At 61.8% G+C, this 14,185-nt stretch carries 11 protein-coding genes and 1 pseudogene; 1 reads left to right on the plus strand and 11 read right to left on the minus strand.

From position 1 onward, the window contains the following. Window positions 1-36 precede the first annotated feature (36 nt). Both I7X09_RS01250 and I7X09_RS01255 read right to left on the minus strand, forming a co-directional pair. Window positions 37-1,458: a hypothetical protein gene (locus I7X09_RS01250; protein ID WP_166809599.1), complete on the minus strand. Its 1,422-nt coding sequence runs from the start codon at window positions 1,456-1,458 to the stop codon at window positions 37-39. A gap of 103 nt (window positions 1,459-1,561) precedes the next feature. After that, complete coding sequence (locus tag I7X09_RS01255; protein WP_200315183.1) at window positions 1,562-3,226, minus strand: alpha/beta hydrolase; 1,665 nt, start codon at window positions 3,224-3,226, stop codon at window positions 1,562-1,564. Window positions 3,227-3,379: 153 nt separating this feature from the next. Between I7X09_RS01255 and I7X09_RS01260 the strand changes: the two genes are divergently transcribed. Continuing rightward, a complete protein-coding gene (locus tag I7X09_RS01260) occupies window positions 3,380-5,785 on the plus strand; it encodes a LuxR C-terminal-related transcriptional regulator (protein WP_200315185.1) in 2,406 nt (801 codons plus the stop codon). An 83-nt stretch (window positions 5,786-5,868) separates the two neighbouring features. On the opposite strand, the pseudogene I7X09_RS01265 reads toward I7X09_RS01260, so the two are convergent. From I7X09_RS01265 to I7X09_RS29710, 9 genes and pseudogenes are all read right to left on the minus strand, one after another. Beyond that, a pseudogene (locus tag I7X09_RS01265) lies at window positions 5,869-7,685 on the minus strand (ABC transporter ATP-binding protein/permease). Between the two features lie 31 nt (window positions 7,686-7,716). After that, the gene (locus tag I7X09_RS01270; RefSeq protein WP_200315187.1) at window positions 7,717-8,466 is read right to left on the minus strand and encodes a DUF6390 family protein; all 750 of its coding nucleotides are present in this window, start codon (window positions 8,464-8,466) and stop codon (window positions 7,717-7,719) included. Beyond that, window positions 8,466-9,536 carry a hydrogenase expression/formation protein HypE gene (hypE, locus tag I7X09_RS01275; RefSeq protein ID WP_095970635.1) on the minus strand — a complete coding sequence of 357 codons (1,071 nt, stop codon included), beginning with the start codon at window positions 9,534-9,536 and terminating at the stop codon, window positions 8,466-8,468. Before hypE ends, I7X09_RS01270 begins: the two co-directional genes overlap by 1 nt. After that, window positions 9,526-10,638, minus strand: a complete 1,113-nt coding sequence (hypD, locus tag I7X09_RS01280) for a hydrogenase formation protein HypD (protein ID WP_166809604.1) — start codon at window positions 10,636-10,638, stop codon at window positions 9,526-9,528. The genes hypE and hypD overlap by 11 nt, the downstream gene beginning before the upstream one ends. Further along, window positions 10,635-10,934, minus strand: coding sequence for a HypC/HybG/HupF family hydrogenase formation chaperone (locus I7X09_RS01285; RefSeq protein WP_095970637.1), 300 nt, complete (start codon window positions 10,932-10,934; stop codon window positions 10,635-10,637). The genes hypD and I7X09_RS01285 overlap by 4 nt, the downstream gene beginning before the upstream one ends. Window positions 10,935-10,950: 16 nt before the next feature. Beyond that, complete coding sequence (hypF, locus tag I7X09_RS01290) at window positions 10,951-13,239, minus strand: carbamoyltransferase HypF (RefSeq protein WP_200315189.1); 2,289 nt, start codon at window positions 13,237-13,239, stop codon at window positions 10,951-10,953. Further along, window positions 13,236-13,520, minus strand: a complete 285-nt coding sequence (locus I7X09_RS01295) for a HypC/HybG/HupF family hydrogenase formation chaperone (RefSeq protein ID WP_200315191.1) — start codon at window positions 13,518-13,520, stop codon at window positions 13,236-13,238. Before I7X09_RS01295 ends, hypF begins: the two co-directional genes overlap by 4 nt. 3 nt (window positions 13,521-13,523) lie before the next feature. Beyond that, window positions 13,524-14,018: a hydrogenase maturation protease gene (locus I7X09_RS01300; protein ID WP_095970640.1), complete on the minus strand. Its 495-nt coding sequence runs from the start codon at window positions 14,016-14,018 to the stop codon at window positions 13,524-13,526. Between the two features lie 6 nt (window positions 14,019-14,024). Then, a complete protein-coding gene (locus I7X09_RS29710) occupies window positions 14,025-14,144 on the minus strand; it encodes a DUF6893 family small protein (RefSeq protein WP_003942178.1) in 120 nt (39 codons plus the stop codon). Window positions 14,145-14,185: the final 41 nt, after the last annotated feature.

Below are 14,185 nucleotides of genomic sequence, written 5' to 3' on the forward strand. Positions count from 1 at the left end.
GCGAAGACCGAAGTGGGCCGGTTCGACGGTATCGAGCTACTTCGCGCAGCCGCTGCCCTCGAACGCAAGCTTGGATGTATATTGACCGTCCGGCAGATACTGTCCCATCACTGCTTTCTCGTCACCGGGCGTCCGAGTATCGTGCGCGGCGTGACCGAAGTCCTTGGCCGGCAGCATGTTCCGCATGATCAGAAGCGAATCGTCGAGATGGCCTGCGCCGTCACCGGCCGGTGAGAGCGACAACCACGACACCCCACATTCCTTCGTAGCGTTTGCAGGTCGGTCTTCAGGCAGCGACGCGACAATCGTGTAGCGCCCCGCTGCATCGGTGGCCACCTGCTCGTCGAAAAGACACGTGGCTACCTTCGTCGTCGCCAGCGATTCATTGCTGCACATCGACCAGAACCGCATGTCGACTGCACTGTCGAGATTCTTTGCGCCGGTTGTCGTCTCAGGAGTCCTCGGCAACTCTCCCCGAAGTACCAGAACTTCACCGAACCCGCGATTGACTTCGGCCGTGACGTAGCTGTTGTCGATGTTGGAGTACTGCCCGCCAACACGCTGAGGTGTGCCATCGCATTTGCCGAGATAGGTACACCCGAGCGTGAACTCGGCGCTGTAGTAAGCCCGCCAGACAGGCGTCTGCTCGGAAGGGAAGGTCGAAGGCTTGCCCGGTTGGTCACGCAATGCCTTGTACGTGTCCAGCGGCAGCGACGCCGGCTTCAAGATTCCATTGTCCGCACCGACCGCCGAACACAGATCCTCCCCACGCAACACCCGACCATCGGAAAGGCGCAACTCTGGCTCCGGCAGTCCGACTCCACCAGTGAGATCACGCCCATTGTCGGGAAGGTAGATGCGATAAAGCAGGCTTATCCGGTCCTGGCCCGGCACACCGGCATACAAGGTGTTGGGTTTCGGTTCTGCAGGCGATGCCTCGTTGCGGACCGACGCCGTATACGACCTGGCACCGTCATTCGATCGATCGGCACCGGGAAGATAGGTGTTGTGTGAGCCTGCGTCCGGGGCCGTCGAAATGTCATTGAGAACGGCGGTGGGCATAGCGGTTGCTGCGTTGTACGAGTTCAAGGACTGATAGCGCGCATGCGCATATTGCCCTCGAACAACCAACTCGGCATCCTCGGGGATTGTGAACTGCGCAGCCCAATAGATGGCCGCGGTGTCGGGAAAGGCGTAGTTGAGTTGCGGGTCCGCGCGCTCGGGATTGATCGGCACCGACCAGAAGCAGGTCGACACCGGATGCTCGACATCAGGACCGCCGGATCCGAAATCGACAGAGCCGAATCCTGATCCGCTCGACGAACCGGTTTCGGACCCGGTCGACGAACCGAAATCGACAGAGCCGATCGCCGGCGCGGCAACCGCGGACCCCGCCCCGGCAAACACAGTGATCGCGCTCAGCGCCACCGCAGCTACGAGTGTTCTTGACGAATGCATAGCGCTCCTTGTGAGATAGCTGAAAAACAGGGATTGAACGATCACGAGCGAGTGCTCCCGCTCGAACGACGAGGGACCGTCACGAGGTCGGCGGTCCGCACTACTACTTGGTGGGTTGGAAGTTGTTCGTCAGAGCGGCGTGAATTGCGTCGGTGTCCGACTGAGACCAGTCCTCAGGGTGCAATATCTGTGCCCACATGTCCGCTGCCTCGGCACCGTAGTTGTGTCCGTGACCAGGGGGCACGTCAGCCGAGAAGACCATGTCCAGTGTCACCTGCCAGAACGTCACGAACGGTATCCACGTCATTCCCGGATCGACATCCCTGCCCAGAGGTTCAGCAAGCCAGTCCGGTTGGTTCAGGAGTAGGTCGAAAGACCACCAGACAATCGGATCGCTGGCGTGCTGCCAGTACACGACGCGGGAGTCGTTCCACGGCGCATCGAGTTCGAGGTCTTCCGGGTAAGCGGCGAAACGGATCGACTGCCCGTCGTCGATCACCGGCACCGCTTCCCGTGAGCCTGAGTCACGACCGCTGGTGATCTCCTGCCATTGAGCAGTGAAATTCGGGGTTCCCGACCACAGCGCCCCATCGACACGCGTCGCCATGTCCTGCGCTCCCGCGAACGCCGCCTGTCCCCCGTACGATCCCAGGCTCTCGCCGAAAACGACCAGCTTAGGGCGTTTGTCGAGCGGCAGCTCGATCCATTTCGCGTAGACAGAGTTGAACAGCGCCCGGCCGGCGGCCATCGGGGTTTCTCGGTCGGCGATGAATGCCAACGGGCTGGGAAGGAACGAGTACTGCATCGCCGCGATGGCAGTGTCGCCGCCCTGAACGTATTCGAAGGAGGACGCCACGTCGTCGTTGACCCAGCCGCGGCCGGTGGTGGTCACCACTGCCAGGACGGCGCGGTCGAATCCACCGGTGCGCTCGAGTTCAGCGACGACCCGCCCTGCGACGCCGTCGACGGAATCGGACGACTCGCGGCCGGCGTACACGCGGATGGGTTGCTTCGCGTCCCGGCCGGTCAGCGCGGCGATCTGCTCCGCGGACGGCCCGCTACCCATGAAGGTGCGCCCTTCCTTACCCAGCGAATCCCACGCCTCGGCAGACATGGGCGAACCACTGCGCTCGGCGATCAGAGGCTGGTCGATACCATCCGGTGTGTCGTTGTCCGCGCCGGAGAAACTCCAGTTCGCAAACGCGATGAGCCCGTTGTAGAGGGCACCGTTGACGACGAAGATCGCCAACGCGAAGACGACGACCAAGCTCGCGACTTTCGCCGCCTCTTTGGGCACAAACCGCAGAGCGACGGCAGCGATGCTTCTGGTGAGATACCGCAAACCGCGACCCGCCTCGAGCAAGATCAACCACACCGCGACCGAAATCAGCAGCACCAGAAGATAGTTCGCCCGGTTGACGCGCGGTGCCTCGACCAGATCACGGACGATCTGCTGCCACCACGAACCCAAGATCAGAAAGAGAGGCACCAATATCACCGCCAGGACAGTGAGTACAGTCCAGCCGATCTTCTTGGTCCGATCCGACCACGTCGGTTCGACTCCGCATTTGCGGATCATCCACGCCACGCTGACACCGATGCCGTACCCCGTGGCGACGGAAATACCGGTCGCCACGCCCTGCAGGTACCACGCCCGCGGCAAGAGGGACGGGCTCATCGAGAGGACGAAAAACACCAAGCCGAACGACAACCCAGCCGAGTGCAGCGTCTTGCCGTAGCGCCGCACACCTTCCCACACACGTTTCATGCCGGAATCGTAAGCGCGGCAGAGAGATGGAATGAGCCTCTCATCCCTTTCGAATGAGGCGCGAACTACGTCGACAAAAAGTGTCCGATGTTCCGGGTCGTACACCAATAAGCCTCGCCCCAAAGGCAACTACGGGCGAACACCGGTGGTGCGATGGCAGATTTCACGCACGCGAATCCGCGTACACTGTGTGGGGTCAATCCACTCAGCACGTACAAATTCGGCGCGATTCTCATGGCGGCAAAACGAGGAAACCTACCGATCGAACTGAGCAGTTTCGTCGGTCGTCGGTCCGAAGCCAAAGAAGTCCGACGCCTGCTGTCGGACTACCGCCTCGTGACCCTTACGGGCCTGGGTGGGGTCGGCAAAACCCGCTTGGCGCTCCGTGCCGCCGATGATTCCTCCCGTGCGTTCCCCGGGGGCGTCTGGTTCGTCGACTTCAGTGAACTGCGGGAGCCGGCACTTCTCGATCAGACGATTCTTGCCGCACTCGGAGTACAAGACCGATCTGCGCGGTCACCGCGATCGGTACTGATCGGCCGTCTCGTCGACGAACGTGTCCTGATTGTTCTGGACAATTGCGAACACCTCATCGGCTGGGTGGCCGACACCGTCGTCGAACTACTCCGGTGCTGTGCCCGATTGGCACTTCTGGCGACCAGCCGAGAACCGCTCGACATTCCCGGCGAGATGGTATTACGGGTGCCGCCAATGCGAATTCCCACCGAGGCGCCGTCGCCAACCGACACCCGTGATGGTGATGCGATGATGCTGTTCGAGCAGCGGGCACGTTCCTCCGTGACGGACTTCCGCATCACCAGCGAGAACAGTGCGGCTGTGGAGAAGATCGTCCGCCGGTTGGAGGGACTACCGCTGCCGATCGAGCTGGCGGCCGCCCGACTGAGGGCGATGTCGGTCGATCAGATCCTGCAAAAACTCGACGACCGCTTCCAACTGCTGACGCGGGGCAGCCGGAACGCTCCAGCGCGTCAACAAACGCTTGCACAGAGTATCGACTGGAGCTTCGATCTGTGTACGCCGCCGGAGAAGTCGTTGTGGGCGAACTCGAGCGTATTTGCGGGTAGCTTCGATCTCGGGTCCGTCGAAGGAATTCTCGCCGACGAAGCACAGAACGACGACTTGGGCGATCTCGTGATGTCCCTTGTCGACAAGTCGATCCTCATCCGTGAACAAAACGGCTCGTACGTTCGCTACCGCCTACTCGAGACTCTTCGCGACTACGGGCGCGAACTGGTGTCAGTCGACGAGTGGGCCTCACTGCAGCGCAGGCACAGTGAGTGGTTCAGGCAACTCGTCTTCCGCTCCGGAGTCGACTGGCCGGGGCCGCACCAAATCGACTGGATGACGCGGATCGACCGCGACCTACCCAACGTGCGCACCGCGTTGGAATTCGGTTTGACCGAACCCGACTCGGTCGAAGCCACATTGCGTACCGCAAGTGCTCTGCATGATTACTGGCTTGCACGTGGTCGATTCAACGAAGGTCGCTACTGGTTGGGTCGCGCCCTGGCCGAGGTGCCCGCACTGACCGAGGGCCCTCTCGGTGACGCGGTAGTCGAGGCCGCCGCGACAGGCGCACTGCTGGCAGCCCTCCAACGAGACATCGCTTCGGCGACAAGCATTGCCGAAGAGGCTCGGCGACAGGCCGAGATGCAGCGGAACGACGACGGACGCATACTGGCGCGGTACACGCTCGGATTCGTCGCGGTCGCCGACGGCGATCTCGTGCGCGGTGCCGAGTACCTGGAGCAGGCTGTCGCAGCATTCCGGGCAAACGACAACATCGCCCGTCTGGTACCCGCGCTCTACTGGTTCGCCTTCGTCGTCGACGCCCTCGGTGAAGCCGACCGGGCTGCAAGCATTTACGAGGAGGAATTGGCCCTCACCGAATCGCGCGGCGAAATCTTGTGGCGGTCGATGGCGATGTCGGACTACGGATCCGCCCTGTGGCGTCATGGCAACCACGCTCGCGGCATCGAGCTACTCGAAGATTCTCTCCGATTGCTACGAGGGCTGGGTAACCAGTTCGGATGCGCATGGTGCCTCGAGGAAATCGCGTGGACGCTTGTCGACCGGGACGCGAAGCTGGCAGCCACACTGATGGGAGCTGCCGACACGCTGTTCACCGCCACGGGCAGCCCGATGGACACCTTCAGGAGCATGGTCCAGTACCACGAAAACAGCGTAACCAAAGCTCGTAACCGGCTCGGAGACCGGGTTTTTCAAACAGCATTCGATCATGGACGAGCTCTGACTCTCGACGACGCAGCGGCCCGCGCGCTGAGAGAGCAACCGCTCGGTGGATCACCGAAATCGGCGGCCGACGAAGTGCTGACTCCGCGGGAGCAGCAGGTGGCCGAACTCGTCGCACAGGGCCTGACCAACCGAGCAATCGCGGACAAGCTGGTCATTTCCCAGCGCACTGTCGACGGCCACGTCGATCACATTCTGAACAAACTCGGGTACAGCTCGCGCACCAGGATTGCGGCCTGGGTGCTCCAGCGCACAAACGACCCCGACAACCCTTCGACCTCTTGACGGACGATGTCTTCGATCGCCCGCCGCGCAGGGGATGCTCCCGCCGAGGTTTGTCGAAAGAGGCCGACCGAGGAAAGCTGTTCTCAGCCTTCGCGATCAGTGAGCGTCCAGTGTCCCGCACCGCGCAGTTCGAGTTGTCGATTGTGAAAAACGTCGAGTGTGCTGCGATGGCCGACGCTGACGATGATGCTGTCGGGCAGTTCATGGCGAAGTATGTCGTAGAGCGTGTACTCGAGACCTTCGTCGATTCCGGATGTCGCCTCGTCGAGAAATGCGGTTCGCGGGCGGATCAGGAGGACTCGGGCGAACGCCAGCCGTTGTTGCTCCCCCGGCGACAGAATTCGAGTCCAATCCGCAGCCTCGTCGAGTCGGCCGACCAAATGCGCAAGATGCACGTGGGCCAACGCGTCGCGAAACCTGTCGTCGTCGAAGTTCGCACGCCCTGTGTTCGGCTGCCCCGAGGGCAACTGATCCGGATATGCCAGACCTGCGCGCAGCGAACCCAACGGCAAGTACGGACGTTGCGAGAGAAAGAGCACGGATCCGACAGGAGTGGTCACGGAACCGTCTGTGTACGGCCACAACTGCGCGATGCTGCGGAGCAGCGTGGTTTTGCCGCTTCCCGACGGGCCCTTCACCAGCAGAGCATCACCGGGCACCAGTGACATGTCGAGTTCGGAGATCAATGCCTCACCAACAGGCGTGCGCACATCGAGTCCACGAACAATCAAGTGCTTACCCGAGGAAAAAGCGTCGAGCACCGGGAGTGCGCGGGCACGTCGATCCGCATCTGCGAGCCCTGTCAAACGAATCAGTGTGGCCCGGAAACTGGCAAAATCAGCATAGGACTCGCGAAGAAGGACAGTGAATTGTGCACCTGGCCGAACGCTTGAGCAGTTTGCATCACGTCGCCGAAAGTTATTTGCCCGCTGAATAATCGAGATCCCTGGACGAGGAACGGAAACACCACCGCGGTCTGATTCACTGCCAGATTGAAGCCACTGAACTTGAGCGTCCGGAAAACGATCGCCCACATATTGCGGATCACCGCAGCAAAACGTAGTCCGAGGGTGCGTCGTTCGACGTTCTCTCCGCGATAGAAGGCGATGCTCTCGCCGTACTCCCGCAGTCGAACCAGTGCGTACCGGAAGGTGGCGCCGAGTTTCTCGTTCAAGAAGTTCAGCATGATCAAAGGCCGCCCGATCCAGAAAGCCAGTGCCGTCGTCACCAACACGTAGATGTAGACAAGGAAGATCATCGCTCGCGGAATCTCGGCACCGAAAACAGTCAACGGCCCGGACAGATCCCACAGGATCTTGGTGAAGCTGACGATCGACACCATTGCCGTGACGGCGCCCATGGACAACGTGCGGGACGACGTCACGAATGTGGTGATGTCTGCCTGAATACGTTGGTCCGGATTGTCGACCGGGTTCTCCAGGAAGTTTCCGCGATAGTAGGCGCGGCCGTCGAGCCAATCGTCGGTCAGTGTGTCATTGAGCCAGCTGCGCCAGTTGATATCGAGGGTTTGACCTACCAGGTAGACGACAAGTGAGCTCGCGACGTGGACTGCGGCCAATATCGCGAACACTCGCAGGTAGTGCCAGAAGGCGGTTTCGTCGAGGTTCTGGATAGCGTCGTAGAAATCCTTGTACCAGTACGAGAACAACACAGTCACGCGGACACCGAATATCGTGAGCAGCAACAGTGACGCGAGAATCGACAGTGGAAGGACGGTGCGCCGGGGATCGAAGTAGGGCCAAGCCATTCGCCGAAATTGGTTGCCCCAGCGAGTGTACCGAGCAAGGAGCAGCGCGGTGATCACGAGAACCACTACCGTAATCGCGTATGCCTCTGCCAACCACAGTGCGCTGTCCGGTACCGCGCTACCCCAATTCACCGGAGCCTCCGTCCTGGAGGGGAACTGACGATCACATATCGGTCGACAACATCTGGTTCGCGATCCGCAGTGCGGAGTCCTCCGCGGCATCCAAGGCCAGTGCCTGCTCTGCAGTGATGCTGTCGCACAGCCAATCCCAGTGCATCGTCACCACGGCGCCCGGAACGGGCGGCGGCGCGAGTGAGCGGCCGCCGACGCTCCATCTCACTCGCTGCGACACCGGCGTCCCGCGTGCGAGTTGCTGACCGTCGAACTCGAGCGGGGACGAAACCACCGACGCGTGCTCCTGGCTCACGTCCTCGACCACTCCGCATCTGATCCGACAGTTCTGGAGAACGGACAGTGGGACCGCACCGCGCTTGCGAAGAAGCTTGACCCACGGATACACCAGAAAAACGTGGAAACTGTGGTGTGCGAGCGCGCGGTCCCGATCCTCGAGAGCGGTGAGAAACCCGGTGTTCTCGCGTTCACCGAATGCCGTCCTCAAGTGCTGCAACAACGTCGCCGAATCGAGCGAGTCGAGGAGATCACTCCCTACCCAATAGGCTTCGATCACCCGCGGATCGAGAGGATCCTCGATGCCGGCACCTACGGCCAATGCCTCGAGGTACGGCCACGCACCGTCGAATTGACGAGCGCGATCACGGTCGCCGCTGCCCGAGCCACCAAGGGCCTGGCGGAGCAGCGTTGAAGGATCGTCGGGTCCGCAGTAACCCAACTCGTTCGGCGGATATGCGTAACGAGCAAACAACGCCGGCCCGTTGATACCGACGGCAGTCATCAGCAGATCCGCGGAAGTTGTTCACCTGCAGGCAAATCCACTACCCGATTGCCTCCCAATGCCGTGCGCGCCACCACCATTCCGCGATGTTCGGCCACGCACTCCCCGATCACGGCGGCTCCCACACTCAGTGAATTGCCGCGCATCGCTTCCAGAATTCGGTCGGCATCGTCTCGCGGAACGAAGGCGATCAACTTGCCCTCGTTGGCAACGTACAACGGATCCAAACCGAGTAGCCCACAGGCGTCGCGCACGTCAGCGGGAATCGGCAGATCTCGTTCCACCAGTGCAACCCCGATGTTCGACGCCTGAGCGATCTCGTTCAGGGTCGCGGCGACTCCACCCCGCGTAGGGTCGCGCAGGACGTGGATGTCGACGCCGGTGGCAATCATGTCGGCAACCACGCCGTTCAGGGCCGCACAATCACTGCGCACTTCGGTCCCGAATTCGAGACCTTCGCGACAACTCATCACGGCCACTCCGTGAACGCCGATGTCGCCGCTGACGATCACGACGTCACCCACTTGTGCGCGAGTGGGGTTGATGTTCACCCCATCGGCGACAATCCCGATTCCCGCGGTGTTGATGAAGACTCCGTCGCCGTGACCGGCATCGACGACCTTCGTGTCACCCGTCACCAGCCGAACGCCGGCAACGTGCGCGGCCTCACCGAGCGCTTTCGCGATTCCCGCGATGTCGGTCAGGGCGGTCCCTTCTTCGAGAATGAAGGCTGTCGACATCACCAGAGGTTGTGCTCCCGCCATCGCCAGGTCGTTCACCGTTCCGTTGACAGCAAGATCGCCGATCGTTCCGCCGGGAAACACCATGGGTTTCACGACGTACGAGTCCGTCGAGAAGGCGAGCCGCACCCCGCCGACGTCGAATACGGCCGAGTCTCCGAGTTCTGCATCGGCGGCGCTTCCGAACGAGGGCAGGAACAGATGCTCGATCAGCTCGGCGGACATCGCTCCCCCACCACCGTGCCCCATGACGATGTTCGGCGAATCACGCAGCGGCAGTGGACAGACCCATGCCGACAGGTCCACGACAGCGGTCTCCTCAGCCGGCATGACCCGCCTCCTGAAGTTCCAGGCGCCGGTACAGGTAGTACGCAGCGCACGCCCCCTCGGACGAGACCATCGTGGCACCGAGCGGATTCCGCGGAGTGCATTCCTTCCCGAAGGCGCTGCACTCGTGTGGCTTGATCAAGCCTTGCAACACTTCTCCGGAACGGCACACGCTCGACTCGTCGGTATGGATATCGGTCACCGAAAAGCGCTCTTCGGCATCGAAATACGCATACTTCGGCGCCAGCTGCCAACCGCTGTCCGGAATCGATCCGATGCCGCGCCATGTCCGATCCGACACCGCGAACACGTCCTCGAGCATCGCCTTCGCTGCGGTGTTGCCCTCGGCCGTGACCGCACGGGCGTAGGCATTTTCGACCTCGTATCGACCCGATTCCAATTGCAGCACAGTCTTTCTGATTCCCTCCAGCAAATCCAGCGGCTCGAATCCGGTGACGACGATCGGGACCTTGTACTTCTCGGCGAGCGCCGGGTACTCCGACGTACCCATCACACTGCACACATGCCCGGCCGCCAGAAATGCCTGCACGCGGCACTCTGGCGAGTCCATGATCGCGGCCATCGCCGGTGGGACGAGAACGTGCGAGACGAGTAGCGAGAAGTTCTCGATGCCCAGGCGATTGGCCTGATAGACGGTCATGGCGTTGGCCGGCGCGGTGGTCTCGAATCCGATCCCGAAGAACACCACTTGCCGGTCCGGGTTCTCCTTGGCAATGGTCAGCGCATCCAACGGTGAGTACACGACGCGCACGTCGCCGCCGGCACTCTTGATCCGGAACAGATCCGAAGAACTCCCCGGGACTCGCAACATGTCCCCGAAGGAGCAGAAAATGACATCGGGTCTTGCCGCGATTTCGAGAGCTTTGTCGATGATCTCGAGCGGGGTGACACAGACTGGGCATCCTGGTCCGTGAATCATCTCGATCTGTTGCGGAAGTAGTTGATCGATGCCGTGTCTGATGATCGAATGTGTCTGACCACCACACACTTCCATGATCGCCCATCGCCGTGTGGCCAGCGCGCGGATCTGATCCAGCAGTTTGCCGGCCAGTTCCGGATCGGAGAACTCGTCCAGATACTTCATGATTCCGTCTCCTTCGGTTCGATCCCCGCGGCCCGGGCAGCCCTTTCGAACCCGTCACCGAATTCCTCGTCGAGTACGCCGAGGTGCTCGAATTCCGCCAGCGTGCTGCGAGCGGATTCCTCGTCGAGTCGCTGGATGGCGAATCCGACGTGTACCACGACGTACTCGCCGACTCGGGCGCCAGGAATGTACTCGAGGCACACCTCTTTTCGGACGCCACCGAAGTTCACCACCGACATCGTCGTTCCGTCGCGTTCCTCCAAGGACTCGATACGTCCTGGTACGGCTAGGCACATGACACAACTCCTGACCTCATGACGAACTCCCGACCAGCACTTGGCCGTAGGCGAGACCGCCGTCGTTCGGTGGTAACTCCAGTCCTGTCAACGGCGTGAATCCCGCTTCTCCGAGCAGGGCACACACCCGGACGAGCAGGAGAGGGTTCTGGAAGACACCTCCGGTGAGTACTACCTCGTCCACTCCCGCCATTTCCCGACCACGAATTGCCCACTCGAGCACCAGGTGCGCTACTGATTCGTGAAAACGGGCGCCGATCACGTCGGCGGGCACCTTCGCCCGGAGATCGCCGACGACAGTCCGAATGACCGACCGCGGATCGGCTGTCCACGAATCGTCGTCCGACTGCATCCAGTCGAAGGTGTACCGCGAACCGGCGCTGTCGACTCCCCTCGAAATCCCCTCCAGCTCGATTGCGGCCTGCGCTTCGTAGTCGACACACTGTCGAACCCCGGCCAGCGATGAGACTGCGTCGAACAACCGCCCCATGCTGGAGGTGTCCACACACCCGAAACCGGTTTCCAACTGGTGAAGTAGAACCGACCGCTCTCGGGGCGGACAGGCCGCAACCGGCGCGAGGTCGACGTCCCAATCCAACCCGGCGTGCCACAGGTGAGCGAGCGCCATTCGGTACGGTCGTTCCACTCCGGCATCACCACCGGGCAGCGGTACGTATTCCAGATGGGCAAGCCTGCGACAGCCCTTGTACGTCGCCAGCAGCAATTCCCCTCCCCACACTGCGCCGTCCGCCCCGTAGCCGGTGCCGTCGAACGCCATTCCGAGTACGGGTTCGCTCCCGTCCCGGCCGTTCTCCCCCATCACGGAAGCCACATGTGCATGGTGATGCCCGACGACGCGCACCGGTCGGTCGCCGCTACGCCTTCGAGCCCACGAGGACGAGCGATACCGCGGATGTTCGTCACAGGCGATCTGCTGAGGCACTACTCCCGTGATCGATTCGAAGTGACGCTCCGAGGCAGCAAAACTGTCGATGACTGCGAGGTCGCCCATGTCTCCGATGTGCTGGCTCGGCCACACACAGGCACCCTCGGCGAGACAGAAGGTGTTCTTCAGGTCGGCCCCGACCGCCAAGGTGGGCGGTAAGTCGAACGGCGCGGCGACGGGCAGCGGTGCGTATCCGCGCGAGCGACGAAGCAACTGCCGTCCACTGTCCACTATTCGCATCACCGAGTCGTCACACGGCATCAAGATCGGACGGTTGTGGGTCAATACCCCGTCGGCCAGACAATCCAGTCGTGCGAGATCGCTGTCGGAGAACAGAATAGGCTCTCCACCGATGTTCGCCGACGTCATCACCAACACCGCCGGGCCTGCAGCGTCCCCGGGCAAGCCGAGAAGCAGATGCTGAATCGGATTGTAGGCCAGCATGATTCCGATGTCCGGGATTCCTGGGGCAACCGAGGGCGAAAGCGCGAATCCAGACGCTTTGGCCACCAGCACTATCGGGCGTTCGCGTGAGGACATGGCACCGGCCTCGGCATCGCAGACAAGACCCTGCGCTCTGGCTTCGCGCATGTCGCGCACCATCACCGCCAACGGCTTGCTTGCTCGACGCTTGCGCTCACGCAACTGGTGAACCGCGTGATCGTCGCGGGCATCACAAGCCAGATGGAATCCACCAATTCCCTTGACAGCAAGAATCTTTCCGTCTCGTAGCAGCGATCGGGCGGCCAGGAGTGCAGCCTCGCCGGTCACCGCAGGCATATCCTCTTTCACGAACGAGAGCGTCGGGCCGCACTCCGGACAGGCAATCGGTTGCGCGTGAAATCGGCGGTCGGAGGGATCCGCGTACTCCACCGCACAGTGTGCGCATAACGGGAATCGCTTCATCGTCGTGGCGGCCCGGTCGTAGGGCAGCGACTCGATGATCGTGAATCGTGGACCACAATTGGTGCAGGTGATGAAGGGATGACGAAATCGCCGATCGCTCGGATCAGTCAGTTCGCGGAGGCAGTCGTCGCAGATTCCAACGTCAGCCGGCGCCACGGTTCGCCCGACCGACCCCGCATCCGTCTCGATTATGCAGAACCCCTGACGACCTACCGGCGGCAAGTCCTCACGCTCGATCGACTCCACTCGTGCCAGCGGTGGGGGGCTGTGTCGCATTCGAACGACAAATGCATCGATTGCCTCTCCGTCGCCTTCGACCTCGATCACGACACCGAGAGCAGAATTTCCCACCGAACCCGACAGTCCCAGTTCGGTGGCAGTCGCATGAACGAACGGCCGGAATCCCACCCCCTGGACTACGCCACGAACGATGACACGGCAGGCGATCATCATGTCCCGACCTCGCCAGTACGAGTATCGGAGTCGTCGATATCACTGGCTTGACCTCGGCCCATCAGTTCGAGGCCGGTCCGGGCACGGTGCGCTCCCTGTTCGTCGACCTTTTCCACTGCGAAGCCCATGTGGATCACCACCCAGTCCCCTGCGGTGACGGCGCCTTCGTCGAGCATCCCGATGTTGACTTTGCGCGGAGCACCTTCCACGTCGACGAGGGCGAGTTGACCGCCGTACCCGTCCAGTAGTTCGCGGACTCGTCCCGGGATTCCCAGACACATGACTCACACCTCCGGTCCCAATGTGGTGACATCGCAATCCACGTCGATCGACCTCACGAGTGCCATCACCGCGGATGCGGCTTGCCCGACCGAACCGCTCATCTCCGCACTCAATCCGATCCCGTCACCAATCGATTTCGCGTGCGCCCCCACCACGAACGTCCGCGGAAGTGTTCCGCCGAGGGCCTGCAAGCTGGCGAACACCGAACTCGGATGCATCGAGTGGGCGTCGAAACCACCATGCGGGCCTTCACTTTCGGGGTCCACCTCGATGATCGAGAGCTTCCCCGGGACCCCGGTGGCCGGTAGGGCGTCGATCAACACCAGTGCGTCCCACGGCTCCAACAAGTCGTACGCCAGATGCACGCCGCGAATCCCGTAGTCGACCAGGCGGGTTCCCGACGGGAGATCCTCGTGCTGCAGCGCCCGAACGACTTCGGGACCGAATCCGTCGTCTTCGAGAAATATGTTTCCGACGCCTGCAATCAGCACGCGCACAGCGCTTTACATCTTTCGCATTCTCAGATACCGCTGGATGTCCGGCATCGACACCACCAGGACGATCGCGGCTGCGATCGCGGTGGCGCCGAGAAGTGCCGTCGACAGCAATCCCATGCTCCTCATGGCGAGTTCTCCTCTCGATAGCTGTGAAGTCCGATAGCTGT

Origin of the sequence: Rhodococcus sp. P-2 (assembly GCF_016598535.1) — a bacterium.
Lineage (GTDB): Bacteria > Actinomycetota > Actinomycetes > Mycobacteriales > Mycobacteriaceae > Rhodococcus_F > Rhodococcus_F baikonurensis.

Excerpts from the sequence above, each read along its gene's own strand:
- I7X09_RS01250 (WP_166809599.1), bottom strand. The coding sequence starts at position 1,458 with ATGCATTCGTCAAGAACACTCGTAGCTGCGGTGGCGCTGAGCGCGATC.
- I7X09_RS01255 (WP_200315183.1), bottom strand. The coding sequence starts at position 3,226 with ATGAAACGTGTGTGGGAAGGTGTGCGGCGCTACGGCAAGACGCTGCAC.
- I7X09_RS01260 (WP_200315185.1), top strand. The coding sequence starts at position 3,380 with ATGGCAGATTTCACGCACGCGAATCCGCGTACACTGTGTGGGGTCAAT.
- I7X09_RS01270 (WP_200315187.1), bottom strand. The coding sequence starts at position 8,466 with ATGACTGCCGTCGGTATCAACGGGCCGGCGTTGTTTGCTCGTTACGCA.
- hypE (WP_095970635.1), bottom strand. The coding sequence starts at position 9,536 with ATGCCGGCTGAGGAGACCGCTGTCGTGGACCTGTCGGCATGGGTCTGT.
- hypD (WP_166809604.1), bottom strand. The coding sequence starts at position 10,638 with ATGAAGTATCTGGACGAGTTCTCCGATCCGGAACTGGCCGGCAAACTG.
- I7X09_RS01285 (WP_095970637.1), bottom strand. The coding sequence starts at position 10,934 with ATGTGCCTAGCCGTACCAGGACGTATCGAGTCCTTGGAGGAACGCGAC.
- hypF (WP_200315189.1), bottom strand. The coding sequence starts at position 13,239 with ATGATGATCGCCTGCCGTGTCATCGTTCGTGGCGTAGTCCAGGGGGTG.
- I7X09_RS01295 (WP_200315191.1), bottom strand. The coding sequence starts at position 13,520 with ATGTGTCTGGGAATCCCGGGACGAGTCCGCGAACTACTGGACGGGTAC.
- I7X09_RS29710 (WP_003942178.1), bottom strand. The coding sequence starts at position 14,144 with ATGAGGAGCATGGGATTGCTGTCGACGGCACTTCTCGGCGCCACCGCG.